24 protein-coding genes and 2 other annotated features (1 of these 26 running past the window's edge) are annotated in these 26,831 nt (G+C 48.1%); all 24 genes read left to right on the forward strand.

Features of this window, described 5'->3' with window-relative positions:
* Nucleotides 1-151: 151 nt before the first annotated feature.
* The 24 genes from hemA to LCF57_RS10710 all read left to right on the forward strand — a co-directional run bounded on the left by hemA (nt 152) and on the right by LCF57_RS10710 (nt 26,657).
* The gene (hemA, locus tag LCF57_RS10595; protein ID WP_226000660.1) at nt 152-1,546 is read left to right on the forward strand and encodes a glutamyl-tRNA reductase; all 1,395 of its coding nucleotides are present in this window, start codon (nt 152-154) and stop codon (nt 1,544-1,546) included.
* A gap of 16 nt (nt 1,547-1,562) precedes the next feature.
* Nucleotides 1,563-2,390: a cytochrome c biogenesis protein CcsA gene (ccsA, locus tag LCF57_RS10600; protein ID WP_226000661.1), complete on the forward strand. Its 828-nt coding sequence runs from the start codon at nt 1,563-1,565 to the stop codon at nt 2,388-2,390.
* A gap of 7 nt (nt 2,391-2,397) precedes the next feature.
* Nucleotides 2,398-3,045 (forward strand): bifunctional precorrin-2 dehydrogenase/sirohydrochlorin ferrochelatase, encoded by a 648-nt coding sequence (locus LCF57_RS10605; RefSeq protein ID WP_318840663.1) that lies wholly within the window; start codon nt 2,398-2,400, stop codon nt 3,043-3,045.
* Between the two features lies 1 nt (nt 3,046).
* The gene (hemC, locus tag LCF57_RS10610) at nt 3,047-3,973 is read left to right on the forward strand and encodes a hydroxymethylbilane synthase (protein ID WP_152379204.1); all 927 of its coding nucleotides are present in this window, start codon (nt 3,047-3,049) and stop codon (nt 3,971-3,973) included.
* Nucleotides 3,974-3,977: 4 nt separating this feature from the next.
* Nucleotides 3,978-5,534: a uroporphyrinogen-III C-methyltransferase gene (gene cobA, locus LCF57_RS10615; RefSeq protein ID WP_226000663.1), complete on the forward strand. Its 1,557-nt coding sequence runs from the start codon at nt 3,978-3,980 to the stop codon at nt 5,532-5,534.
* A gap of 48 nt (nt 5,535-5,582) precedes the next feature.
* Complete coding sequence (gene hemB / locus LCF57_RS10620) at nt 5,583-6,581, forward strand: porphobilinogen synthase (RefSeq protein ID WP_226000664.1); 999 nt, start codon at nt 5,583-5,585, stop codon at nt 6,579-6,581.
* 32 nt (nt 6,582-6,613) lie between these two features.
* Nucleotides 6,614-7,918 (forward strand): glutamate-1-semialdehyde 2,1-aminomutase, encoded by a 1,305-nt coding sequence (hemL, locus tag LCF57_RS10625; RefSeq protein WP_226000684.1) that lies wholly within the window; start codon nt 6,614-6,616, stop codon nt 7,916-7,918.
* Nucleotides 7,915-8,844: an RluA family pseudouridine synthase gene (locus LCF57_RS10630; RefSeq protein WP_226000665.1), complete on the forward strand. Its 930-nt coding sequence runs from the start codon at nt 7,915-7,917 to the stop codon at nt 8,842-8,844. The genes hemL and LCF57_RS10630 overlap by 4 nt, the downstream gene beginning before the upstream one ends.
* A gap of 125 nt (nt 8,845-8,969) precedes the next feature.
* Nucleotides 8,970-10,235: a LysM peptidoglycan-binding domain-containing protein gene (locus tag LCF57_RS10635; RefSeq protein ID WP_318840664.1), complete on the forward strand. Its 1,266-nt coding sequence runs from the start codon at nt 8,970-8,972 to the stop codon at nt 10,233-10,235.
* Between the two features lie 71 nt (nt 10,236-10,306).
* Nucleotides 10,307-10,591: a binding site (T-box leader), on the forward strand.
* A 53-nt stretch (nt 10,592-10,644) separates the two neighbouring features.
* Nucleotides 10,645-13,311, forward strand: a complete 2,667-nt coding sequence (locus LCF57_RS10640) for a valine--tRNA ligase (RefSeq protein ID WP_226000667.1) — start codon at nt 10,645-10,647, stop codon at nt 13,309-13,311.
* Nucleotides 13,312-13,347: 36 nt separating this feature from the next.
* Nucleotides 13,348-14,724 carry a bifunctional folylpolyglutamate synthase/dihydrofolate synthase gene (locus LCF57_RS10645; protein ID WP_226000668.1) on the forward strand — a complete coding sequence of 459 codons (1,377 nt, stop codon included), beginning with the start codon at nt 13,348-13,350 and terminating at the stop codon, nt 14,722-14,724.
* 6 nt (nt 14,725-14,730) lie between these two features.
* A complete protein-coding gene (gene murC, locus LCF57_RS10650) occupies nt 14,731-16,110 on the forward strand; it encodes a UDP-N-acetylmuramate--L-alanine ligase (RefSeq protein ID WP_226000685.1) in 1,380 nt (459 codons plus the stop codon).
* Between the two features lie 167 nt (nt 16,111-16,277).
* The gene (locus LCF57_RS10655; protein WP_226000669.1) at nt 16,278-17,549 is read left to right on the forward strand and encodes an SPOR domain-containing protein; all 1,272 of its coding nucleotides are present in this window, start codon (nt 16,278-16,280) and stop codon (nt 17,547-17,549) included.
* A gap of 121 nt (nt 17,550-17,670) precedes the next feature.
* Complete coding sequence (locus LCF57_RS10660) at nt 17,671-17,913, forward strand: DUF4321 domain-containing protein (protein ID WP_007431701.1); 243 nt, start codon at nt 17,671-17,673, stop codon at nt 17,911-17,913.
* 22 nt (nt 17,914-17,935) lie between these two features.
* Nucleotides 17,936-18,544 (forward strand): Maf family protein, encoded by a 609-nt coding sequence (locus LCF57_RS10665; RefSeq protein ID WP_226000670.1) that lies wholly within the window; start codon nt 17,936-17,938, stop codon nt 18,542-18,544.
* 13 nt (nt 18,545-18,557) lie between these two features.
* Complete coding sequence (radC, locus tag LCF57_RS10670) at nt 18,558-19,250, forward strand: RadC family protein (protein WP_025718700.1); 693 nt, start codon at nt 18,558-18,560, stop codon at nt 19,248-19,250.
* Between the two features lie 105 nt (nt 19,251-19,355).
* Nucleotides 19,356-20,390 carry a rod shape-determining protein gene (locus tag LCF57_RS10675; RefSeq protein ID WP_013311600.1) on the forward strand — a complete coding sequence of 345 codons (1,035 nt, stop codon included), beginning with the start codon at nt 19,356-19,358 and terminating at the stop codon, nt 20,388-20,390.
* Nucleotides 20,391-20,445: 55 nt separating this feature from the next.
* Nucleotides 20,446-21,264, forward strand: coding sequence for a rod shape-determining protein MreC (mreC, locus tag LCF57_RS10680; RefSeq protein ID WP_025718696.1), 819 nt, complete (start codon nt 20,446-20,448; stop codon nt 21,262-21,264).
* On the forward strand, nt 21,264-21,794 hold the full coding sequence (gene mreD / locus LCF57_RS10685; protein WP_226000671.1) for a rod shape-determining protein MreD: 531 nt from the start codon (nt 21,264-21,266) through the stop codon (nt 21,792-21,794). Before mreC ends, mreD begins: the two co-directional genes overlap by 1 nt.
* A gap of 82 nt (nt 21,795-21,876) precedes the next feature.
* Entirely contained in the window at nt 21,877-22,539 is a 663-nt protein-coding gene (gene minC, locus LCF57_RS10690) for a septum site-determining protein MinC (RefSeq protein WP_226000672.1), read from the forward strand.
* A gap of 3 nt (nt 22,540-22,542) precedes the next feature.
* Nucleotides 22,543-23,340: a septum site-determining protein MinD gene (gene minD, locus LCF57_RS10695; protein ID WP_025718690.1), complete on the forward strand. Its 798-nt coding sequence runs from the start codon at nt 22,543-22,545 to the stop codon at nt 23,338-23,340.
* A gap of 366 nt (nt 23,341-23,706) precedes the next feature.
* Nucleotides 23,707-24,552, forward strand: a complete 846-nt coding sequence (locus tag LCF57_RS10700) for a M23 family metallopeptidase (protein WP_226000673.1) — start codon at nt 23,707-23,709, stop codon at nt 24,550-24,552.
* Complete coding sequence (locus tag LCF57_RS10705; protein ID WP_226000674.1) at nt 24,545-25,423, forward strand: M50 family metallopeptidase; 879 nt, start codon at nt 24,545-24,547, stop codon at nt 25,421-25,423. The genes LCF57_RS10700 and LCF57_RS10705 overlap by 8 nt, the downstream gene beginning before the upstream one ends.
* 49 nt (nt 25,424-25,472) lie before the next feature.
* A complete protein-coding gene (locus tag LCF57_RS10710; RefSeq protein WP_226000675.1) occupies nt 25,473-26,657 on the forward strand; it encodes an Rne/Rng family ribonuclease in 1,185 nt (394 codons plus the stop codon).
* Between the two features lie 98 nt (nt 26,658-26,755).
* Nucleotides 26,756-26,831, forward strand: a sequence feature (ribosomal protein L21 leader region) (it continues 12 nt past the right edge of the window).

Here is a 26,831-nt window from a genome sequence, read left to right on the forward strand (position 1 = left end):
TACAGAGCGTGTCAGATGTTGATGTAAGCCATATAATTTTCATAAACAATTCATAAAACAGTCCAAGGAGATTCGGACTTCTGTGATATAATTAACATAGTTTATGAGACCAGTAGTTATTCTTATTACAGTTTAGGCAGGTGAATTTGCAATGCACATCGTCGTTGTTGGGTTGAATTATCGTACGGCGCCTGTGGAAGTCAGAGAGCGTTTTACAATTGCAGAACAAGATTTACCAAAAGCGCTGGAACAACTCAAACTTACTAAAAGTGTGTTGGAGGGCGTAGTTGTCGCAACCTGCAATCGAACTGAAATATATGTCGTGGTAGACCGCCTTCATATGTGCGGTTATTTTATACGCAGTTTTATGGAGCAATGGTTCGGCATTCCGCGTGATCAATTTACACAGCATTTATATATATATGAGGACGAGCAAGCGATCCGGCATTTGTTCCGGGTGACATGTGGTCTTGATTCGATGGTCATTGGGGAAACTCAAATTTTGGGACAGGTGAAGAATGCTTTTCTTCAGGCTCAATCACAAAAAATTACGGCTACGTGGTTTAATATGTTGTTTAAGCAAGCCGTCACATTGGGCAAACGTGCCCATTCGGAGACGTCTATTGGAGAAAGCGCCGTATCTGTCAGCTATGCAGCAGTTGAGCTGGGCAAGCGAATTTTTGGTATGTTTACTGATAAGAAAGTGCTGATTCTCGGTGCAGGTAAAATGAGCGAGCTTACCGTTAAGCATCTTTACAGTGGCGGAGCAGCTGAGGTTATTGTGGCGAATCGGACCTTGTCTCGTGCGGAAGATCTGGCCTCCAAGTTTCACGGAACGCCGGTTACGATGGAGGAAGGCATTAATCGGTTGACCGATGTGGACATTGTGATCAGCTCGACAGGTGCCCAAGGATATATACTCGATCGGGATCGGGTTGAAGCCAGCATGAAACGACGTCAGTCCCGCCCTTTGTTTATGATCGATATCGCGGTTCCGCGTGATCTGGAACCGGCTATTGGAGAATTATCGAACGTTTTTCTATACGATATTGATGATTTGGAAGGTATCGTGGAAAGCAATCTGGAAATGCGTCGTACCGAGGCAACCAAAATCGAGCATATGATCGAAGGCGAGCTTAGCGAATTTTATCAATGGTTGAAAACGATGGGAGTGCGCCCTGTGATTCGTGCTTTACAGGAAAAAGCGGAATCCGTACACCAGGATACACTGGAAAGCTTGTTCAACAAGCTTCCAGAGCTGGATGAACGGCAACGCAAAGTGATTAGCCGCTTGACGAAGAGCATGCTGAACCAGATGATGCATGATCCGATCAATCGGGTGAAGGAATTGGCAGTCCAAAAGCAGGGGAATGAGGCGTTGGAGATGTTTAGCCACATTTTTGCTCTGGAGGATCGTTTGGAGGACGCCGCTCAGAAAGTAGATAAAAGCGATGCATCCGCGTTAATGAAACCGGAGGCCGGTGTTCATGAAACATCTGGTCAGGTTCAAGCCTCGCCAGCGTCGTTAGCGCCGGCCGGCCTGTAAGGGTAGGTGAACAGACGTGGCTTCAGGCATGCTGATATATGATTCAATGATTTATGTTTTTGCCCTGAGCCTTCTGTTTGTATTCTCGGATGGGATTCGACGTAATGCGAATGCCAAACGGACAGGTACAGGGCTTCTTGTTGTCGTTCTTTTGCTCCAGCTTGTATATATGGGAATAAGAACCTGGAACGAGGGGCACCTTCCTATTTTTGTGACCTACGACTTTTTATTTCTGTTTTCCTTTATTTTAGTGCTGATTTCTTTGATTTTGTCACGTTATCATCGTTCCGAATTTGCGGTATTGCTGCTTAATATTATTAGCTTCGCAGTGCTTGTACTCAATAAAATATGGATGGAGCCCACCGACAACCCGCTCGCAAATTGGCATACAGTGCATGGGCTGCTTCTCATTCATATTGCGTTGGCTAATCTCGGTTTTGTAGCAATGACGGTAGCGGCTGTATTTTCGGGCTTATATCTGTTTTTGCATCGTAAATTGAAAGTAAAAAAATGGAATGATACGATCAGGCGTCTGCCTAGTCTCGAAATGATGGATCGGTATACGCATAAGGCCCTCTTGATCGGTACTCCTTTACTCGGAGTCTCCATTGTCGTTGCAGTCATTTCTATTATTGCCGAGCAGCGTTGGCGTCTTTTACTGGATACCAAAGTGATGATGACAGCGATAGCCTTGTGCGTGTATATTGTATTTTTAGTGAGCAAAAGATTGAATCAGCGTTCAGGCCTCGTGATGGCAAAGTGGGCATTAGTGGGCTATACGCTATTAATTCTTAACTTTTTGCTGAATTCCTGGTCTGTATTTCATCAGTGGACGGGAGAGTGAATACCGTTTGCAATATTTTGTCCCCATCTCGTTGAATTGTAAAAATAAGATCTGTTGTGTTGTAGGTGGCGGTAGTATAGCAGAACGCAAGGTAAAGGGGCTGATAGAAAGCGGGGCATGCATTACCGTCATCAGCCCGAATATAACGCCGGATTTACAGGTTCTGGCCGATCACAAGCAGCTCCACTGGGTAAATCGCGTATATCGCGAGGGCGACCTCCAGGGAGCCTTTCTTGTATATGCAACGGCGAATCAGAGAGAAGTGAATCATGCAGTTGCGCATGAGGCCAGACAAAGGGGTATACTGGTAAATGTGGCGGACCGGTTGGAAGAGACTGACTTTATAACGCCAGGCATCCTTCGGCGGGGGAGGCTGACGATCAGTGTTTCCACTGCAGGGGCAGGCCCGGCTGTGACCACCGATATTACATCAGCTTTAGATACATTATTTGGTAGTGAATATGAGCCATATCTGGATTTTATGTACGAAATGAGACAGATTATCAAACGTACTGTAAGTTCTCCGCAGCAGAGAGCCAAACTTCTGAGGCGTTTGGCGAACAGCGGAATTTTGGATCAAATACGACGTCATGAATTTGTTGCTTGGACCGAAAAAGAGATAGACCTATGGATTGCGCAAAATCAGGAGGAATAACATGCGAACAATTGTGGTAGGGAGCAGACAGAGCGCGCTTGCGCTAACGCAGACCGGTCATGTCATTGAGGATTTGAATGCGCTGTGCGCGGAGCATGGATTGGCTTTGCAGTTTGACGTGAAAAAAATACTGACCAAGGGCGATCGAATATTGGATGTGACCTTGTCGAAAGTAGGCGGCAAAGGACTTTTTGTCAAAGAAATCGAGCAGGCCATGCTGGCTGGTGAGATTGATATGGCAGTACATAGTATGAAGGATATGCCGTCCGAATTGCCGGAAGGTCTTGTGAACGGCGCTGTACCGCGCCGAGAGGACCCACGTGATTGCCTCGTTACACTCGGGGCCAAGAGCCTGGAGGATTTGCCTCAAGGAGCAAAAGTAGGCACGAGCAGTTTGCGCCGGGCCAGTCAAATCAAAGCCATGCGACCTGATCTACAATTAGAGCCTGTACGTGGAAATATTGATTCCCGTCTGAAAAAGCTGGAGACGGAAGGGTTTGATGCCATTATTTTGGCAGCGGCAGGCTTACACCGAATGGGCTGGAAAGAGCGAATTACAGCCTATATTCCAGAGGAAGCCTGTTTGCCGGCTGTAGGACAGGGAGCGCTCGGTATTGAATGTCGCGCCAACGATGAAGAGCTGCTGTCATTGTTGCGTCTTTACAATGACCGGGATACTTCGGCTACGGTTGCTGCAGAACGAACCTTTCTTGGTGTACTGAATGGGGGGTGCCAAGTGCCGATTGGGGCTCATGCCGTCTGGGCTGGTCAAGAAATCCGCCTTACGGGCATGGTAGGCTCGCCGGATGGCGAGATTATTTTGAAAGAAACGCTCCAGGGAGAAGATCCGCAAAAGCTGGGAGAAGCGGTAGCGTCCAGCTTGATTGCCAAGGGAGCAGAACAGATTCTGGCACAGGTAAGGGGATGATGATATGGCGGGGAAGGTATATTTAGTTGGCGCAGGGCCCGGAGACGCAAGATTAATTACGGTCAAGGGATGGGAATGTATTCAACTGGGTGATGTCATTGTATATGACAGACTGGCAAGTCCGCGCCTCTTGGGGCTGATGAAGCCAGGTGCGCAAAAAATATATGTCGGCAAGCTGCCGGATCGTCACACCATGAAGCAAGAGGAAATCAATCAGTTGCTGGTGGACTTGGCGTTGGAAGGAAAAACGGTTGTTCGGCTCAAGGGGGGAGACCCTACCATCTTTGGTCGGGTTGGAGAGGAAGCTGGGCTGCTGCGTAAACACGGTATTTCCTATGAAATCATACCCGGCATTACTTCAGCAATCAGCGTACCCGCCTATGCGGGCATTCCGGTTACACACCGGGATATGGCCTCATCGCTGTCTATCATTACGGGGCATGAAAGTCCGGATAAACTCGATAAAAGTATTCATTGGGATAAAGTAACGAATGCAACGGGCACACTGATCTTTATGATGGGTGTGGCGAAGATTGGCTACATCAGTGAGCAACTGATGAAACACGGCAAACCGTCGGATACACCCGTGGCTTTGATTCGTTGGGGAACCCGTGCGGAGCAGGATACACTGGTGGGTACGCTGGCGGATATCGAGGCCAAGGTAAAGGCTGCTAATTTTCAGCCTCCCGCTGTCATCGTTGTTGGAGAAGTGGTCAATCAGCGTGAACAGTTAAAATGGGCTGAGGATATGCCTCTATTCGGCAAGCGGATTTTAGTTACCCGTGCACGCGCCCAGGCCAGCAGTTTGGTTCGCCGGATTGAGGAGCTCGGTGGCGAGCCTTATGAATTCCCTGTCATCCAGACGGTAGTCCCTTCGGACGAGCCGACGAAACAACAAATTAAAAAGGCATTTGCCCGACTGCCTGAATACGATTGGGTGTTTTTTACCAGCGTTAATGGAGTGGAATACTTCTTTAATCACTTAGAGGAGCAGGGCATGGATGTACGTGCGCTGTTCAAAGCGCGTATTGCTGCAGTTGGTCCAGCTACAGCAGCCGCACTTCGAACGCATGGAATCATGGCAGAACAGATCGAAGGTCCTTTTCAGGCAGAGGGCTTGCTCGAAGCGTTTAAACAGGATTTGCAGGTAGGGCAGAACGTATTCCTTCCCAGAGGTGATCTCGCTCGGTCTTGGCTGTCAGAAAAGCTAAGAGAGATAGGGCTTGAGGTGACCGAGGCTAATCTGTATCAGACGGTGCTGGCGGCCAACACTCAGGATGATGAGTTGCTCAAGCTGCTTGAGGAACGCGCCATTCACGCCATTACTTTTACCAGTTCCTCAACCGTAACCTTTTTTCTGGAAGCGCTCAGGCAAATGGGGGTAGATGATCCAGTGTCGCTGCTGGAGGGAGTTACGATTGCTGTAATTGGTCCCTTGACTGGTGAGACGGCTACCCAGGCCGGTTTGACCGTCAGCTTTATGTCGGAGAAGGCGACCATTGAAAGTCTGATCCAATCGCTATGTGACTGGAAACAATCAAGTACTATAGTGACATTATAATTTGTGCTTTTACCAAATGAATGTATAAAAATATGGAGGTTTGCAATCATGAGTGTACCTTTTACGAGACATCGTCGTTTGCGCCAGTCGGCTGCGATCCGCAGTATGGTGCGTGAGACTGTATTGAGTCCGACTGATTTTATTCAACCGATCTACGTAACATTTGGCACTGGGGTGAAGCAGGAGATTAGCTCCATGCCTGGCGTATACCGTTTTTCTCTGGATCAGCTGGAGGAAGAACTGAAGGAAATTAGCGAGCTGGGCATTCCTGCTGTGCTCTTGTTTGGCATACCGGAAACCAAAGATAGTTTGGGGACTTCGGCTTTTGCGGACGATGGGATTGTGCAGGAGGCTACTCGTTTGATCAAGTCCCGCTATCCCGAGCTGCTGGTTGTAGCCGACACTTGTTTGTGTGAATTTACGGATCATGGACACTGCGGTATGGTACACATGCATGAACATGATGGTGAGGTATGTGGCGAAGTATTGAATGATGAATCCCTAGAAGTGCTGGTACGTACAGCAGTTTCCCAGGCTAAAGCAGGCGCGGATATTATTGCCCCATCCAATATGATGGACGGTTTTGTGCAGGCCATTCGGCAAGGACTGGATCAGGAAGGTTTCTCACATATTCCGATTATGTCGTATTCCGTCAAATATGCGTCTGCTTTTTACGGTCCTTTCCGGGAAGCCGCAGATTCTGCCCCGCAGTTTGGTGACCGCAAATCCTATCAGATGGACCCTGCCAATGCGCGTGAAGCGTTGCGAGAAGCAGAATCTGACGTGCTTGAGGGTGCGGACATGCTGATGGTTAAGCCTTCTCTTTCTTACCTGGACGTGATGCGCACCATTAAGGATCAATTTGATCTGCCTTTGGTGGCTTACAACGTCAGCGGTGAATATGCGATGGTCAAAGCGGCAGCCCTTCAAGGCTGGATTGATGAAAAAGCAATGGTGATGGAGATTCTGACAAGCATGAAGCGTGCAGGTGCGGATATGATTATTACCTATTCCGCCAAGGATGCAGCAAGATGGTTGAAGCAATAAGTGTAATTTTAAAAAAAACAGGAGTGGTCAAAATGAATGACGAGCAACGAACAGTTCGTAAGGATACGCGCTCTAAAGTAGCCTTTGATGAGGCAAAACAATATATTCCGGGTGGCGTAAACAGTCCAGTTCGGGCTTTTAAATCCGTGGGCATTACGCCAGTATATATCGACCGTGGGGAAGGATCGCGTGTATATGATATCGACGGTCAATCCTACATAGACTATGTATGTTCATGGGGACCGCTTATTATGGGCCATGCACATCCCGAAGTGGTTAAAGCTTTACAGGCTGCTGTTGTAAAAGGAACCAGCTTCGGCGCACCCACGTTGGCGGAAACTGAAATGGCTAAGCTCGTATGTGAGCGTGTTCCTTCTATGGAACTTGTTCGTATGGTCAACTCGGGAACCGAGGCGACCATGAGTGCGATACGACTTGCACGTGGATTTACGAAACGCAGCAAAATCCTTAAATTTGAAGGCTCTTATCACGGTCATGCGGACAGCTTGCTGATTAAAGCAGGCTCTGGTGTTGCGACATTAGGTCTGCCCGATAGTCCGGGTGTACCGGAAGTCGTGGCCACACATACGATCACCGTTCCTTATAATGATTTGGCTTCGGTGAAGCTGGCTTTTGAGAAATTTGGCGAAGAGATTGCCGCGATTATTGTCGAGCCGGTAGCAGGCAATATGGGTGTTGTACCGCCACAGCCTGGATTTTTGGAAGGTTTGCGTGAGGTAACCCGGCAATATGGAAGTCTGCTGATTTTTGATGAAGTGATGACTGGATTCCGGGTGGGTCTTCATTCCGCTCAAGGACACTTTGGTGTGACGCCGGATCTTACGTGTCTGGGCAAAGTTATTGGTGGTGGACTGCCTGTAGGTGCTTACGGCGGACGTCGCGACATTCTGGAGCAAATCGCACCATCCGGGCCAATCTACCAAGCGGGTACGCTGAGCGGAAATCCATTGGCTATGGCAGCAGGCTATTCGACACTTAAATTGCTGACACCAGAAGTATATGATCGGCTGGAAGAGCGGGCAGCACAGCTTCAGGCTGGATTCGAACGTAACGCGCGTGAGCTGGGTATTCCAGTCACGATCAACCGTGTAGGTTCCATGGTGTGTCCATTTTTTACGGACGAGAAGGTTGTTAATTTTGATACGGCTAAAACGAGTAATCAGGATCACTTCCGCCGTTATTTTACCGAAATGGTGAATGAGGGAGTCAGTGTGGCTCCATCTCAATTCGAGGGCATGTTTGTATCAGGTGTGCATACGGTTGGGGATATTGACGCCACTATTGAAGCGAACTATCGCGCGCTCAAACGTCTATGAGCTGGCAAGGTAGCTGGAAAAGAAGGGGACCTTGGCTGGAAATCACACCAGGACGGGAAATTGCAGCTGATAAAAATCGCGTTGAGATTGTAGACCACGCTGAGGCTGTAGACGACTGGTTGCTGAACCGTTTGGGTTTACCAGACAAGCTGTGGCGCAGACTACGGCACGAAAAAGGGATTGAACTTACAGGGGACCGGCTACGGCTGGCCCTTTTTCCTGTAATGGATCTTGGCGTCATCCCTCGTTGGTATGATTTGAAGGTACTGTATGAGGACGATTTTTGCCTGGTTGTATACAAACCAGCAGGTATGGCGGTCCATCCAGACGGCGGTGTAAAGGATGGTCCGCTGACGCTGGATCATGCTGTCGCATCCTATTATGAAATCAATGGCATTCATGCAGCGGTACGACATGTGCATCGTCTGGATGTGGATACGACAGGCCCGGTGCTATATGCCAAAAATGAATTCGCGTTGCTCAAGCTGGACGAGCAAATGCGAGCCAAGGATATCGACCGCCGTTATGTCGCTTGGGTACGAGGGGAAGTACCTGCATCGCTGCGGACATTGGATTGGCCGATTGGCAAGGACAGGCATCACAAGCAGCGTCGCCGTGTATCTCCGACGGGACAAAAGGCAGTTACCCATGTGGAACTTGGTGAGGTATGGGGGAGTGGTCCAAGCGCGATCAGTCTTGTATATCTGACATTGGATACCGGCCGAACCCATCAGATTCGCGTTCATCTTAGTCATGCTGGCTTCCCGCTGCTCGGGGATGTATTATACGGAGGCAGGGCGGCTGATTTTGGCAGGCAGGCGCTGCATGGAGAGCGTCTTACCTTCCGTCATCCGCTCAGCGACGATACGATTACCGTGGCGGATGCTTGGCCGGATGATTTGCAAAAGCTGTACAAACAGCTATAAAAGATGGCATGCCTTCTATTTTGGCGCATATACTTGAACCTAGAAACGGTTTGCAATATGGAGTTTCCGTGCGCCTGACAGGAGTCAGAGGATGTGCGGAGGCTGCCCAAAGGAGGATGCCATCCTTGAATAAACAACAGAATGATCAGCCGCAAGGCTTGCGTTTTGATATTTATGAACGCATTCATTTGACGGAGGAAGCTGCCGGGATTGCTGAGTTGGAGGAAATTGAGCTTCTGCCACGCATTCAGGTTGTAACCCACGGCGACCATGCCGCTTTGCGAGGGCATTTGCTGCTGGAGGGCGTGTACCGTACACCTGAAGAGGTAACGAACGAGCTTCATCATATGATACCCGTGGAAATTACCATTCCGCTGAACCGGGTAGGAAGATTGGAAGATATTTCAGTCGAAATTGAAAATTTTGATGTGGACCTGCTCTCCTTGCGTAGTCTGAATATCACTGGCGTTCTTTCGTTGCATGGGGTGGAAAGCTCGCATGCCGAGGAGACGGCGGTTTGGCTGGATGAGGAATTTACCGTGGTGCATGCACCCGAGCATCCGACTCAATCTTTTCCCAATGATGGAGAGCATCGGCAGGAAGGTGGTTATTCTACTCAACAGGAGTTTGCTTCCTGGGAACAGCCGTCACTGGACCATGAAGAACGGAATTTGTTATCGGAAGAGCAAGCTTATGAACCAGCTGTAGACTCCAATCGATTCAATGAGACTTGGACGGGGAAAGCGGTTGAAGATAGCCCCCCCGAGATAAAGCACGAGCATGCTGCACCGGAAGTATGGGGATTTCAGCAGGAGGAAGCATGGACGGGAAGTGAACCGAAGGTATCTGCTGCATCTTCTGATGTGGTGCATGATCCTTTGCAGTCTGAAGATCATTCCTCAGCAGAGCCGGGGGGCTATCTGGAGCCGCAATTGGACACGAGCCAGGTGAATGATTTTAGGCCTGAAGCGTCAGAACAGGTGGATCATGCGGTCCATGATACCTTTCCCGACGAGAAGCCAGAGATGCGTGTGGCGCTCAACAGCAAAAAGGACGAAGGAGCAGACGAGCCGGACACGGTTGTCTACTCATCGTTGCTCCAATCCAGCCGTTCGGTGAAGGAAGCGGAATACCAGTCTCAATTGGAGCAACAGCCGCAGGAACAGGATCAGAAAGCCGAAGAAGAGCGAGAGGATGCCAAGTGGAAAAACCTGTTTTTCCATACGCAGGATGAAACGCCTTTCCGCAAGGTCCGCTTATGCATCGTGCAACGTGAGGATACACTGGAAACGATAGCTGACCGCTATCAGCTCAGTACACGGGAGCTTCAATTGTATAACAGATTGGCGGAGCATCATGTGGAAGAAGGTCAGGTATTGTACATCCCTTGATTCAGCAGCTGAAAAATGCGCAGCGGGTGTTGACTATAGTCAATGGGAAATGTATGATGTGGTATAGCTATTGAAAGACTGAGATCGGGAAGAGTAGGCAGCAAGCCCTTCAGAGAGTGGAATTGCAGCGCTGTGAGGTTCCGCAGGAAGCTACTGGCCGAAGTCACCCGGGAGTCGCCTGTTTGAACGGTTCCTCATTTCATTCCAACGGAAGGTACGAGGTTCACGGTAGAATAAGGCCGGTCCGCAACCGTTATCTGCATAAAGTGTCACACCATGTGTAATGGATCAGTGGATACATACACGAGGGGTGAAACAAAGGTGGTACCGCGAAAGAACAGCCTTTCGTCCTTTGAGGATGAAGGGCTTTTTTTATTTGCCAATTGAAAAATCATGGGGGTATCCTGATATGTCAGAACAAGACAACAAGACAACCTTGGAAATGCCAACAACGTATGATCCAAAATCAGCAGAGCAAAAATGGTACAAAACGTGGATGGAGAAAGGCTATTTCCGCGCCGGACAACATCCGGAGGCAGAGCCTTTTACAATCGTTATTCCACCACCGAATGTGACAGGCATGCTGCATATTGGACATGCTCTTGATTTTACCTTGCAGGATATTATTATCCGCGCCAAGCGTATGCAGGGCTATGATGCCTTGTGGCTGCCAGGGGCAGACCATGCGGGTATTGCTACGCAAACTAAGGTAGAGCAAAAGCTGCGCGAAGAAGGTCTGACACGCTATGACTTGGGCCGCGAGAAGTTTTTGGAGAAGGTATGGGAATGGAAGGATCTTTATTTGGATAATATCCATAATCAATGGGAGAAAATGGGTTTTTCTCTCGACTATTCTCGTGAGCGCTTTACGCTGGATGAGGGGCTGTCCCAAGCAGTACGCGAGGTATTCGTAAAGCTGTACAAAAAAGGCCTGATCTATCGCGGTAAACGCATTATTAACTGGGACCCTGCTGCACGTACGGCATTGTCGGACATTGAAGTCGAATACAAAGAGGTGAACGGCAATCTGTATCACCTTCAATATCCACTGAAAGACGGTAGCGGATTTATTACGGTAGCCACTACCCGTCCTGAAACGATGCTGGGCGATACAGCTGTTGCTGTACATCCGGAAGATGAACGGTATAAGCAAATGATCGGCAAAACACTGGTGCTTCCGATTATCGGGCGGGAAATTCTAATCATTGCGGACGATTATGTAGATAAAGATTTCGGTAGCGGCGCGGTTAAAATTACACCAGCTCATGACCCGAATGACTTTGAAATGGGGCAACGTCACCAGCTGCCACAAATTACGGTAATGGACGAAACAGGAACGATGAATGCCGAGGCAGGCAAATATCAGGGCCTTGATCGCAGCGATTGCCGTAAGCAAATCGTCGCTGATCTGAAGGAGCAGGGCGTACTCATTCGTATTGAAGAGCATGTGCACCAGGTAGGTCACAGCGAGCGTACAGGTGTAGTTGTAGAGCCTTATCTGTCTACACAATGGTTCGTGGAAATGAAGCCTCTGGCAGCTAAAGCGATTGAAGTGCAGAAGGCTGGCAACGGCGTAAACTTTGTACCGGATCGCTTTGAACGGACTTATCTGCACTGGATTGAAAATGTGCGTGACTGGTGTATTTCCCGTCAATTGTGGTGGGGACATCGTATTCCAGCTTGGTACGATGAAGAAACCGGAGAAATTATTGTTTCGGTAGAGGACCCTACAACCTTGCCTGAATATGCTGGCAGAAAGCTGAAACAGGATGAGGACGTGCTGGATACATGGTTCAGCTCTGCTTTGTGGCCATTTTCGACACTGGGCTGGCCTGAGCAGACTGAGGATCTCCAACGCTATTACCCGACCAATGTCCTGGTTACAGGCTATGACATTATTTATTTCTGGGTGTCGCGGATGATCTTTACCGCACTGGAGTTTACGGAAGAGATTCCGTTCAAGGACGTGCTCATGCATGGTCTGGTTCGTGATGCGGACGGTAGAAAAATGTCCAAATCCCTCGGCAATGGTGTTGATCCGCTCGACGTAATCGACCAATATGGCACGGACGCCATGCGTTATATGATTTCCACCAGCAGTACGCCTGGACAAGATCTTCGTTTCCGTTGGGAACGAGTGGAGCAAGCCCGCAACTTTGCCAATAAAATCTGGAATGCATCCCGCTTTGCACTGATGAATCTGGAGGGTGTTACTGCGGCCGATATCGACATTACCGGTGATTTGAGCACTGCTGATCGTTGGATTCTCCACCGTCTAAACGAAACTTCACGCGACATTACGCGTCTAATAGATGCTTATGAATTTGGCGAGACAGGCCGCCTTCTGTATAACTTTATTTGGGATGATTTGTGCGATTGGTACATTGAGTTTGCGAAGCTTTCCCTTTATGGCGACAACGCAGAGGCGAAAAAGAAAACACAGTCTGTACTGGCATATGTACTGGATCGGACACTGCGGATGATTCATCCGTTCATGCCGTTTATCTCCGAGGAAATATGGCAGCATCTTCCGCATGAAGGCGAAACGATTACACTGGCCGCTTGGCCTGTGTATGATCCGGCTTTTGAGGACAAGGATGCGGTAGCTGAAATGAATTTGCTGATCGACGTGATTCGCGCCGTGCGCAATATCCGCGCTGAAGTCAACGTGCCGATGAGTAAGAAGGTTGAATTGCTCATAAAACCCGGTGATCAAGCCGTTCTCGATATCATTAACCGCAATGCGGAATATGTACGCCGATTCTGTAATACGTCCGAATTCGACGCTGGATTGGAATTCTCCGTTCCAGATAAAGCCATGACATCTGTAGTCAGCGGCGCAGAGCTATACCTGCCATTGGCCGGACTGCTCGATATTGCCCAGGAAATTAGCAGACTGGAAAAAGAGCTTCAGCATTTGAACAGTGAAGTGGAGCGCGTGGAGAAAAAGCTTTCCAACCAAGGTTTCGTGGCTAAGGCACCAGCCAAAGTCATCGAGGAAGAGAAGGCGAAACAAGCTGATTACTCAGATAAGCGCGCCAAAGTTATCGCACGTATTGAAGAACTCAAGGGATAATTTCACTCACTATAAAATGACCTGAAGGTGAAGAGGATGTCAGATACAAACAAGGGCAGCGAAGCTGCTCCTTTACAAAGCTATGATGAAGCAGTGGAATGGATTAACGGATTAATTCCGTTTGGAATCAGACCCGGACTGGAACGAATCGAACAGCTAATGAGTATGTTGGGTGACCCGCAGCGTCATTTGAAATTTGTGCATGTTGCGGGTACCAATGGCAAGGGCTCAACCTGTGCTTTTCTGACCTCCGTCCTAATGAAATGCGGTTACGATGTCGGGACTTTTACGTCTCCGTACATCACACGTTTTACGAACCGTTTTCAATTCAACGGGACCGATATTCCTGATGAGACGCTGGTTTTGCTTGCCAATCGCTTGTACCCGTTGGTCAAAGAAATAGCAGCCAGTGAATTGGGATCACCTACGATGTTTGAGGTATCGACAGCGCTGGCTATTCTATACTATGCTACGGTGTCTTTTCCAGATGTTGTGGTATGGGAGACAGGTCTCGGGGGAAGGATGGATGTAACTAATATCGTGAGTCCTATCGTCTCGATCATCACGAATGTAGGCTATGACCATACGGATATTCTGGGAGATACGCTCGATCAGATTGCAAGGGAAAAGGCCGGTATTATCAAGCCAGGCGTACCTGTCGTAAGTTGCGTTACCCAACCCGAGGCTATTCAGGTTATACGGGAAACGGCGGCAAGACAGGGAGCTGCCCTGTATTTGGCAGGAGAACAGTTTACGTATGAACGGCTGAACGGGGACGAATCGGGTCAGATCTTCTCGTTCACGGGACCCTTCCGACATATGAAAATCGACATTGCGTTGTTAGGTGAGCATCAGTGTGCTAATGCGGCAGGAGCTATGATGGCATTGGAGGTTCTTCGTCAATATATGGCCTTTGTGTTGGACGATGCTGAACTGCTGAAGGGCTTTAGACAAACGGCCTGGGCAGGGCGTCTCGAACAAGTCAGCACCTCGCCGAGAATTGTCATTGACGGAGCTCATAATCCAGAAGGAGCACAGACGCTTGCAAAGAGTCTCCCTCAGCTGTATTCGTACCGAAAATTGGTTTTAATGATGGGGATGCTGTCAAACAAGCATCATGAAGCATACTTGCAGCATATACTGCCACTAGTGGATACGCTTATCCTGACCGAGCCCGATTTTCGCCGCAAAATGGATGCCGCTGAATTGGCTCATCTCGTGGAGAAGCTGCGGCCGTCTTATGCCAAAACGGATTTGAAAATTATTGTAGAAGGTGACTGGAAAAAGGCTCTTGCCCTGCTTCAGTCACATACGGAAGCGGAGGATCTGGGGGTAGTGTCCGGCACGCTGTATCTCATTGCGGATGTACGGGCTACCCTTATGTATCAAACCGATTCGGAAAAAGGTTGGTGAAATTTGTTGATTACTTCGGAACATGTTCATTTTATCGGTATCGGCGGCTACGGGATGAGCGCGATTGCTCGGGTCATGCTGGAGATGGGTTATACCGTAACTGGCTCAGATGTGGCATCACAAGAGCTGACAGAAAAATTGGCGGCAAAAGGCGCAAAAATATATATCGGACACACCCCTGAACATATTGCGGGTGCGGATATCGTCGTCTATTCAACGGCATTGTCTCGTGACAATGTGGAACGGGTGGCAGCGGAAGAATTGAATATTCCAACTCTGCACCGTTCACAGATGCTGGCTCGCTTGCTTAACGAACGTAAGGGAGTGGCTGTTGCAGGGGCGCACGGTAAAACGACAACCTCTTCGATGATTGCCTTGGTTATGGAGAGATGTAATGTCGATCCAACGTATATCATTGGCGGTGAAATCACGAATTTGGGTACGAATGCCAAAGCAGGTAAAAGCGAGTTTGTTGTTGCTGAGGCGGATGAGAGCGATGGCTCTTTTCTGCAATATCATCCGTGGCAAGGTATCGTAACCAACATCGAAGCAGATCATTTGGAAAATTACGATGGCGACTTTAATCGTTTGAAAAGCGCCTATGTACAGTTTTTGAGTCAAATACGGCCAGATGGTGCGGCCATTGTATGCGCAGATGATCAGAACATCCGCGAGATGATACCGCAGCTTCAAACTCGGGTCATTACCTACGGAGTGGAGCATGAGTCAGATTATATGGCGACAGATATCCAATTAGGCGACCGTCGATTAAGCTTTACCATGAGCCGTAAAGGGACAGCGCTCGGAACGATCGAATTGTCTGTACCGGGTAGACACAACATGTACAATGCGATGGCTACTGTAATTTCGTGCTTGGAAGCAGGGATTCCATTCGATCAAATCGCTGCTTCCATTCTGGAATTTCACGGAGCCAAGCGCCGTTTTCAAGTGCTGGGTGAAAGCAATGACATTCTGATTATTGATGACTATGCGCATCATCCAACAGAGATTGAGGCTACGATTAGTGCAGCAAGAGCGACAGGCAAGCGTATTATTGCTGTGTTCCAGCCGCAACGCTACAGCCGTACCTTTTTCCTGCTAGATGCGTTCAGCCGTGCGTTTAGTGAAGCGAATGAAGTCATTATTACCGACATTTATTCACCAGCGGGAGAAAAACAGATTGAAGGCGTGCATTCCTCCAAACTTGTGGATTTGATCGTCCAAAACAGCAATGCCAATGCGATCTATTTGCCGACCAAAGAAGCTGTGATCGAGGAACTGAAAGATCGACTACAGCCTGGTGATCTTGTACTGACGATGGGTGCAGGAGACATCTGGAAAGCGGGCGACGCGTTAGCGCGCCATCTTCGCGGGCCTCAAGCGTAATAAGTACAACATGTTAAGCTATGCCGATGAATGACAATTATACAAAGGTATTCCGAACATTGAATATGTTTCGGGATACCTTTTTTTGTATTGCTGGAGGCATATTTTCTCAGCTTGGCTCATACAACAAACTATGAGGAAGTATGGGACAAGGAGGGAGTGCATCCGTGAACAAGGCCAAGATGACATTCCGGTTCGATCAACAGCTGCCAGAGACAAGCCGGGAGGAAAAGCTACAGGTGCTTCCGTACAAAAACGGGCCAATTGCAAGCGAACGGAGTGAAACGATTAGAGATACGGGATTAGATCAAAATGAGAAGCAGCCTCAAGGCGTTAACCCGCATGAAAGCACAAAACGGATTAGCGGGATAGGAGAAAATATTGAACATGAGCAAGAAGCAAAACTTGATGAACCTGTGAGTGATAAGAAACGTGCTACAACCCGACGTTTTGCTTCATCGTTGAGGACACAGGAGGGATGGGACGACCCCTTTGGCCGTTCAGCGGCTTCCTGGTCAGATGCAGACGTTCTGCCAGATGGCCAGGAAGAGGGGAGAGGTGAGGAAACTTATCATTACAGTCAAGAGTACCGGAAGCGTCCGCCCCACCCCTCCAGATGGAAGCTGATCGGCTCAGTAGCCAGCGCGCTGGTGACTGGAGGAATGTTTGGATATATCATGTTGCTGCTGTTTAACGGAGGCGGAATAGTCCCGGGATCAGAATCCTCAGCAGAGCAGGCTTTACCAGTCTTTAATGAATCTGTTAGCACAGGCACACCGTCCGCAAAAGAGAATACTAACCCCGTCAATGTCGTAGCGGCTCAAGTGCCTCCACAAACCTATTATTTGCTGCAGTACGGGGTTTTCAGCACTCCAGAACGGGCCTTGCAAGCCAAAGAAGAACTGTTGAAGGCAGGCATTGCTGCCGGAGGGGATACCGAGGACCAAAATCGGGTTTATGCAGGAATATCACCAGACAGGGAGCAGGCCAAGCTGCTCAGCAATCAATTGAAGACGCAGGGCGTCGAACTGTATGTTCGGGAGCTTCGATTGCCTGGATTGGAAAAAGCCGCCTATGCAGGCGAAGGTGAAAAGCTCACTGCCTTTTTTCAGTTAAGCAGCACATTAGTAAGCAAACTGAGCGGACTTAGCTCATCTCTGCTCGGAGATGGCGGTCCAACTGCCGTGCCCGTCTCCGAAATGAAGGAGCTGAATGATCTTCATCAGCAGTGGACGCAAAATATCGCTGCGCTTCCCTCCGGACTTCCGAAGGAAGCGGCCGCCTCTGCGGCTTCGCTGGAAAAGGCGATGAACAGTGCAATCTCTGCACTTGGAGAGTATAACAAGCACACAGCCAAGGAGCACATTTGGGAGATTCAGTCCTCAATGATGGAATATGTTTTGCGTGAGAATGAATTTATCCAATTCATAAAACAATAGACTAACCATATTTTCCGGCAGGGAACTGGAAATAGTTCCCCATGCCGGATTTCTGTTTGTATTGCAGTACAAATCACCGTATAATAATGAAGGTGTCAAAAAATGGCGAGGGAAGATCAGGATGAAAAAAAATGTAGGAATGCTTATATTGTTTTTGTTGCTCGGTTGGCTTTTGGGCGCATGGATTGCCAAGGCCCTTCAATCGTTCAAAGTCCTTTCCTTTCTGACCCACCCCACTACGATATCCTGGTCGCCGAGAGCGGATCTGGATATTATCAGTTACAACATAACGATAAATTTTGAATTGAGCCTGCTTAGTCTGATCGGCATCATCGCCGCGTTCTGGCTGTATCGCAGGCTCTAACTGATGAAAAGGAGCTTCCCTTATGGACGGGAAAATTACGCCCCGCATTATTCTGGCATCGACTTCACCGAGAAGGAAGGAACTGCTCGCATTTTTGAGACTCCCCTTTGAGGTGATGCCGAGTCATGCGGATGAGAGCACGCCTGAGAGCTGGACGCCTCAGCAAATTGTGGAGACCCTTGCGGCACGTAAAGCCGAAGCGGTCGTGAACGTTGCCGCACAGTCCGAAGAAGCTGGACTGGTGATTGGGAGTGATACCATTGTCGTGCTGGATGGCTTGGTATTGGGCAAACCTGCTGATCATGCGGACGCGGTTCGTATGCTGACTGCATTGCAGGGAAGAACACACCTTGTGTACACCGGGGTGGCCTGCATACATACCGTAACCGGCAAAACGCTTGTCAGACATCGCCAAACGGAGGTTACAATGAAACCTTTGAGCCATGAGCAAATAGTGGCGTATGTGAATACAGGCGAACCGTCTGACAAAGCAGGAGCGTATGGCATTCAGGGTATGGGTGCTACGCTGGTGGAATCGATTCAGGGTTGTTATTTTAACGTCGTAGGATTGCCGCTTTCACTGCTGTCGGACATGCTGTCCGATTTTGGAGTGAATGTGCTGCGTCCTTAAAGGGGATAAACATATGTTGGAGTCGCCAATACCGATGCTTCGCGACCTCCCCCATGAAGAACGACCAAGAGAGCGCATGATGACATATGGGGCAGATGCTTTGAGTAACGCGGAGTTGCTGGCAATATTGCTGCGTACAGGAACACAAAATGAGTCGTCGGTGCATTTGGCGCAGCGTATTTTACAGCAGGCGGGGAACTTGCGTCAACTGGTGGATATGAGTCTGAGCGAGTTGACCCAGATTAAGGGCATTGGAAATGCTAAAGCGATACAGCTAAAAGCGGGTATCGAACTGGGGCGCAGATTAGCATTATCTCGCCATTTGGAGACCCCCGTGATCAGTTGCCCGCGGGATGTGGCAGATCTGCTGTTTGAACAGCTTCGTTATTTGCAGAAAGAGCATTTTGTATGCTTGTTCCTAAATACTAAAAATCATGTCATTGCCCAGGAAACACTATCTATGGGCAGCCTGAATTCCGCCATCGTGCATCCTCGTGAAGTGTTTCGGGCGGCAATCAAATGCAGTAGTGCTTCGATTATTTGTGCTCATAACCATCCGAGCGGTGATCCGAAGCCAAGCCCGGAGGATGTCCAGTTGACCCGCCGCCTGATGGATGCGGGCAACATTGTGGGTATCGACGTGCTCGATCATATTGTGATCGGGGACGGGACCTTTGTAAGTTTGAAGGAGCAAGGTCTGATATAATATAATATTTAAATCAAACATTTAAATACGACCGGCTAAGCCGGCCTGAATAAACCGTTTATACATGGATAACAGATTTCAGGGAAGAGAAAAGGAGATTACATCATGCTGGGTGGCTTTACAAAAGATTTGGGAATTGATTTGGGGACGGCAAATACGCTGGTATACGTAAGAGGAAAAGGAATTGTGGTTCGTGAACCATCTGTAGTCGCTTTGCGTACAGATACAAAAACCATTGAAGCTGTGGGTGAATCTGCGAAAAAAATGATTGGTCGCACACCTGGGAATATCCGTGCGATTCGTCCGATGAAGGATGGCGTCATTGCTGACTTTGATACGACAGCAACGATGATCAAATATTTTATTCGTCAGGCGCAAGCCCAACGTTCATTGTTTCCACGTCATCCAAACGTGATGGTTTGCGTACCTTCAGGCATTACTGCGGTCGAGCAGCGTGCGGTTGAAGATGCGACGAAGCAAGCAGGCGCGCGGGAGGCGTACACGATTGAGGAGCCGTTTGCAGCTGCAATTGGCGCCGATCTTCCTGTGTGGGAGCCTACAGGCAGTATGGTTGTCGATATCGGTGGAGGTACAACCGAGGTTGCAGTCATTTCCTTGGGTGGCATTGTAACAAGTCGTTCTGTGCGTGTGGCTGGTGATGAAATGGATGAGTCCATCATCCAGTACGTGAAGCGCCAATATAACCTGATGATTGGTGAGCGGACTTCAGAGCAGCTGAAAATGGAAGTTGGTTCGGCCATGCCACTAGAGCAGGTGGAGACATCGGAAATCCGTGGACGCGACCTGGTGACAGGATTGCCGAAGACAATTACGATTACTTCCGATGAAATTAGCGAAGCGTTGTCGGATACAGTGAATGCGATTGTGGATGCGGTCAAAGTAACACTGGAAAAATGTCCTCCCGAGTTAGCGGCAGACATCATGGACAGAGGAATTGTACTGACTGGCGGTGGAGCACTTTTGCGTAACCTGGACAAGCTGTTGGCGGGTGAAACCGGAATGCCGGTGATCGTAGCGGAAAATCCTCTGGACTGTGTAGCGATTGGTACGGGCAGAGCACTTGAAAATATCCATTTGTTCAAATCGCGGAGCAGTTCTGCCGTCCGTTCCAAACGTTGAATCGGGGGTGTAGGAACTGTTTAAGCTGTTTGGCAATAAAAGACTATTTATTCTATTGATCGGAATCGTTCTGTTTATTGCCCTTATGGGGATTACACTTGGACAGAGAAGTTCCTTAACCTGGCCAGAGAAGTTCGCCAGAGATTCAATTGGCTTTGTGCAAGGTATCTTTTACAGGCCCGCTTCAGCAATAGCGGGCTTCTTTGAAGATATCGGAAATATGCGGAGCATCTATAAAGAAAACGAACGTTTGAAAATTGCGGTGGCACAGCTTACTACAGAGCAAATTCAAACCCGCAATCTTAAAGAGACTAATGCTAGATATAAGGAAGAATTGAAGTTTACTAAGGAGCAAATGGCGAAAGACAATTATGATTGGCGTGTTGCTCAAGTGAACAGTGTCAGCAATGATTCCAAAACACTCGTCATCGATATTGGGGAAAAGGATGGAGCGCGAGTCGGCCAGGAAGTAAGATCTATGGAAGGCTTTGTAGGAGTTATTAGCAGAACCGCAAATTTCACCTCTACAGTGACGTTACTGACTACTTTGGACCCTAAAAATCCAAACTCTTATGCAATCGCTGCTACTGCACTAGGGAAAGAAAAAACATTTGGCATGGTAGAAAGCTATGATCCTGTTACTAATACGTTTCAAATGACAAAAATTTCGGAAGATGATCCCATTGCCAAGGGAGATCAGATTATTACGTCTGGTGGAGGCGGGAAATTCCGTAAAAACCTGCAGATCGGTACAGTTGAAAAAATTCAGGTTGGGGAGTTTGGTCAAACACGGACAGCGATTATTAAACCGGCAGCCAGCTTTGTGGATTGGAAGGAACTGTTCGTTTTGTACACTCCTGAGGTACCGGAATAATGAAGATGCGCGGTCAGGTCTTAATACTGCTGCTGTTTGTGTTGTTTATAGCCGAAGGAACGATTCTTCCGTGGCTTCTTCCCGATAGCTGGCATTCAAGGATGGTGCCTAATCTCGTATATGTCGTAATCTTGTTTGTATCTGTGTATTACAGCCGCCATACCGCATTAGTGCTGGGTATTGTATTTGGACTTATTCATGATGTAGTCTATTACGGGTTTATCATTGGGCCTTACTCTTTTGCAATGGGGTTGTCTGCATACTTATTGGGACTTGTTTTTACAGCCAGGCGTGCACCGATGCCCATTATGATGGCAGTTGTGTTGATTGGAAGTTTTCTGCTGGACTCTATACTTTTTGGCATTGATCAGCTGTTCCAGCTGAACCATCAGACTTTCGACTGGGCGCTAGCTCAGTATATGATTCCTGATTTGTTTATCCATTTTCTGTTTGCCCTCATTATTTATGTCCCCGTTCGCAAGCAATTGCAGCGTTTGGGTACGCGTGTGAAAAAAGAAGAAGCTGTCTAGGTCTTTTTACACACATTTTGTCCGGGTTAGCAGGGATTTGACGTCCCGGGGACGAAATGATTGAAATAGGAGGGACAGGCTAATGGCAGTAAAATCGAATCATGTCACGATTAAAGGCATCAAAGACGGCCTGGTATTCCTGCTGGACGATCAATGCGAGTTTGAGGATTTGCTAGGTGAGCTGCGTTTTAAGCTGGAGCACAGTCATCAAAATATTTTAACAGGCCCAATCATTCATGTGGATATTAAGCTGGGAAGCCGGGAAGTGACAGAGGAACAGAAGGAAAGTATTCTGGAGATTTTGAGGCAGAAGGGGAATCTGCTCATACGGTCTATAGAATCGCCCGGGCTACCTGCCGAAGTGCAGGGAAAGCCTCCTATTCACACGGTGACAGGGATTATCCGGTCAGGTCAAGTGCTTCATCACAATGGAAATCTACTTTTTTTGGGAGATGTAAACCCGGGCGGAATTATAACATGTACCGGTGATATCTATGTCCTCGGCGCTCTGCGCGGCATGGCGCACGCAGGCATGGAGGGAAACAGCGAAGCGATTATCGCGGCCTCCTATTTTGCACCGACACAACTGCGAATTTCCGAAATGATCAGCCGTCCACCAGACGAATGGGAGACACGTGAATCTGGCATGGAGTTTGCGTATCTCAAGGATGGCGCTATGCAAATAGATAAAATGAGCAATATCGTGCGTCTGGGCCGCGATTTTAACGTGTTCAAAGGGGTGTAGCACATGGGAGAGGCTATCGTCGTCACTTCAGGAAAAGGCGGCGTCGGTAAAACGACGACGTCAGCCAATATAGGAACAGCGCTTGCACTGCTTGGCAAAAAGGTATGCCTGGTGGATACCGATATCGGTCTACGTAATCTGGACGTGGTAATGGGTCTGGAAAATCGGATTATTTATGATCTGGTTGATGTAGCCGAAGGTCGTTGCCGTTTAAATCAGGCTCTGGTCAAGGATAAGCGATTTGAGGAGCTGTATATGCTGCCTGCCGCTCAAACTAAGGACAAGAGTGCTGTTACGCCTGAGCAGGTTAAGGATATTATTTTGGAGCTTAAAAAGGATTTTGAATATATATTGATTGACTGCCCTGCTGGTATTGAGCAAGGCTTCAAAAATGCCATTGCCGGGGCGGATCAGGCCATTGTTGTAACTACCCCGGAAAATGCTGCCGTACGCGATGCCGACCGGGTCATTGGTTTGCTGGAAAGTTCACATGTGACTTCACCCAAGCTGGTGGTTAACCGTATTCGTAACAGCATGGTTAAATCTGGGGATATGTTGGATATTGATGGGATTTTACAAGTGCTTAGCATAGACCTCATTGGGATCGTTCCTGATGATGAAATGGTGATCAAAGCAGCCAATACGGGAGAACCTACTGTCATGAATCCAGATTCACAAGCAGCGATCGCTTATCGCAACATTGCGAGACGGATTTTGGGCGATACGGTGCCCCTTATGCAGATGGACCAAAAGAAAAGCGTAATGACACGCTTTAAGAAATTTTTTGGTATGGGTGGATGAGTAAAACCGTGAGTTTTAGTTGGGAGACGCTCCGCGTGTGATTTAATCTTATGATCGCTGTTGCCTATGAATTCCGTGAATTGTATGAAACCATAAATGGTTGGAATTCACAGGCAAAGGCGAACGCTTCGCAGGCTTTTTAAAGCCATGCAATCTTTTTATTTGTAATACTGGGCACTTAAATAAGTGGTAGTCTTATGTAAATGTTTTTGTCTTGTCTCGCTATCCTCCATATACCCCTGCAACCGGTGTAATTACGCCGGTTTTTTTGATTTTTCAGGAGCGTAATCCCGAACTGGACAACATAAGTTGAAGCCCGTCCTCATAAGATGTATCAAACATACCTCGCTGAGGGGGCTGAACAGGATGAATAAAAATTCCGGAATCAAGCAGCGCAGAGAAGAACGTATACAACAGCTAATCGCGGAAGGGCAATCCAAACCACATTCCTCTGGTGTATATCAGGACAGGTTCGGGAATAGAGAAATGAAGCCATTGCCCGTAATCAGTGCAAATCTGCCCAGAGATCCGGAAACTGAGTGGAAAAACGAACGGCAACGCTGGCGTCAATCTTTCGGAGAGAATCGTCGCCCGTCTTTTTGGACTTCTTTTTGGCGCAGAACAGTAATGGCAACTGTATTATTTGGAATGGTATGGGGATTGTTTCGCTGGGATATTCCCTATGCGGTGAATTTGAGAATGTTTATCGCAGATTCCTTGAATAAGGATTTGGATTTTGCAGCCGCTAGACAATGGTATGGAACTTATTTTGACGGGGCCCCTTCCTTTTTGCCGATTTTTGGCGAAGAGACTGAAACGCACAAGGTGAATGCGGGGCGAAAGGCCTTTCCGCCGATTGAAGGCGACGTAACACAGCCGTTTGCACTAAGCCTTAAAGGTGTGGAAATTACACCGAATGCTACCAACAATGGGGCAGTCGCTGTTAAAAGTATAGATGCAGGACGTGTATTGGACATTTTGAATCATCCCAAAAGTGGAATTACAATTACAATTCGTCACACGGGTGGTATTACAGCAACATATGGAAGGCTTTCCCGCTCTACCCTAAAGGTAAACGACTGGGTTCAGGAGGGGGACGAGGTCGGTGTACTTCCAGCAAGCCATAGCGCCAATGAGGCGGTGACTCTGTTTTTTGCAATGCAGAGGGGGGATCAATATATTGATCCAACGGAAGTGGTAGCTCTTGATTAATGTCCGGGGTGTGACCTTATCACTGCATCCACTGTTTGTACTGGTCATGCTGACCTCTGTGTTGACTGGACATTTTATTGAGATCATGACCTTGTTTACACTGGTGTTTATCCATGAGCTCGGTCATGCGACAGCCGCTTCGTTGTTGGGCGCGCGAGTGCTTTCCATACAGATGCTCCCCTTTGGAGGAGTGGCGGTCATTGAGGATCAGGGCAAGCTCAGTGCGTGGAAGGAAATCGTCATAGCGTTGGCAGGTCCCCTACAAAATGGAATCATGATCATCATCCTTTTATGGCTCAAAAATGTGAACGGGGTTGAGCATGATTATGTAAATTATATCATTCAGGGAAATGCAGTTATTGCACTGTTCAATTTGTTGCCGATTTTACCGCTAGATGGTGGGAAAATACTACAGTCGCTGATCAGCTTGTTTCTTTCTTATCACCGTACATTAGTGTGGACTTTTCGGGCCAGTATCGTGACGAGCTTGCTATTTTGCATCTACGGAATTTTTCCATTGTTAAGACAAAATGAATCTGTGCATTTAAATCTGCTGGCGGTAGGGATTTTTTTGCTTTATTCTAATATTGTGGATTATCGTAATATCCCTTACCGCTTTATACGTTTTTTGCTGGGGAGGGACGAGCTTTTTTACCGCGAAGCAGCTAAGGGAAGTATTGCCTTACCTATTGTCTCCTTGCCAGTGAAACATTTGGAGCCTGTTTTGCGTCTTTTTAGAAGAGATCGGTATCATATGGTTTACGTGATGAATGAACAGGGACGGATTGTAGCCGTACTGCCGGAGCAGCGCCTTATTCGCTCTTATTTTGCGGCACGTCCGCCAGATGGTGAGGAACCCAAGCCCAAATAAATGTTTTAAGAGTTGAGGAAGAGGCTGTATTCAGAGAGGTTGAAAAACCATGAAGCAAATGATTGTACAATGCCAGCAGCAGATGACACAAATGGCACTGTTGGAAGAGGGACGATTGGTTGAATATGCGGCTGAGCTGCCACGAAAACGGGGAATTTTAGGTTCCTTCTTCAAAGCAAGGGTAGTCAATGTGTTGCCGGGTATGCAAGCTGCTTTTGTTGACATTGGACAACGAAAGAATGCTTTTTTATATGTGGATGACGTACTTCATGCCCATTTGGACAAGCAGCCACAGGTAAAGCCGTCCATTTCTGAACTGTTAAAGGTGGGTCAGGAAATTGTAGTACAGGTATTAAAAGAGGCTGTTGGGAGCAAGGGAGCCAGAGTGACGACTCATTTTTCACTTCCAGGTCGTTGGATCGTATATATGCCCCGCGCCGACTATGTGGCTGTATCCAAGAAAATAGAGCGTGAGGGAGAACGTGCCCGTTTGAAAGCAATGGGGGAGCAACTGCGCACGGGTGAGGAAGGGATTATTATCCGTACCGTTTCGGAGGAAATGAGTATAGAGGCGATTGAAAATGATCTGGATCAGCTACGTCAGCAGTGGGTACTCATTCAGCGTAAAGCTGGTGAATGCTCCGCTCCATGTGAATTACACAGGGATTTGAGTATCGTTCAACGCTTGATTCGGGATGTATTTACACCAGAACAGGATGAGCTGGTCATTGACAGCGAGGAGCAAGCAAAGGATGCAGAAATCATGCTGCAACAGATTGGTCCGGCGAAAGCTCATGTGAGTATATTCAGTAGTGCAGAAGAAACGATATTTAATGCCTATGGTATCAATGAGCAGTTGGAACGTGATTTTGCGCGAAAGGTATGGCTTCAGGGCGGCGGATACATTGTCATTGATCACACGGAGGCATTGACCGTTATTGATGTGAATACCGGAAAGTTTACGGGCGGCAGTAATCTGGAAGAGACGGTGACCCGAACTAACATCGAAGCCGCCGAAGAGATTGCCCGGCTAGTGCGTGTACGTGATATTGGTGGTATTATCATCATTGATTTTATTGACATGGAGCAAGAGGAGAACCGTCGGGAAGTATCCTCTGTGCTGGAGGCTAGGCTGAAGAAGGATCGGACCAAATCATATGTTGTGGGCTGGACGCGTTTAGGGCTGCTGGAAATGACCCGTAAAAAGGTGCGTGAGGAAAAGACGCCGATGTAGAGCAATTCGTAAATCATAACCATTTCAAAATTAGAGGTTGAATGTGGACGAAGCTTGTGCTACAATCATTTAGTATGTGTGATGCGTAAGATTGGCTGCACATGCTGTAACCGCTCCAATCAGGTACTGAAGTGCAGTATCCCAAGGAAATCTGCCACCTGCTATTAGGCGAGT

The organism is Paenibacillus sp. BJ-4 (genome assembly GCF_020404765.1).
Lineage (GTDB): Bacteria > Bacillota > Bacilli > Paenibacillales > Paenibacillaceae > Paenibacillus.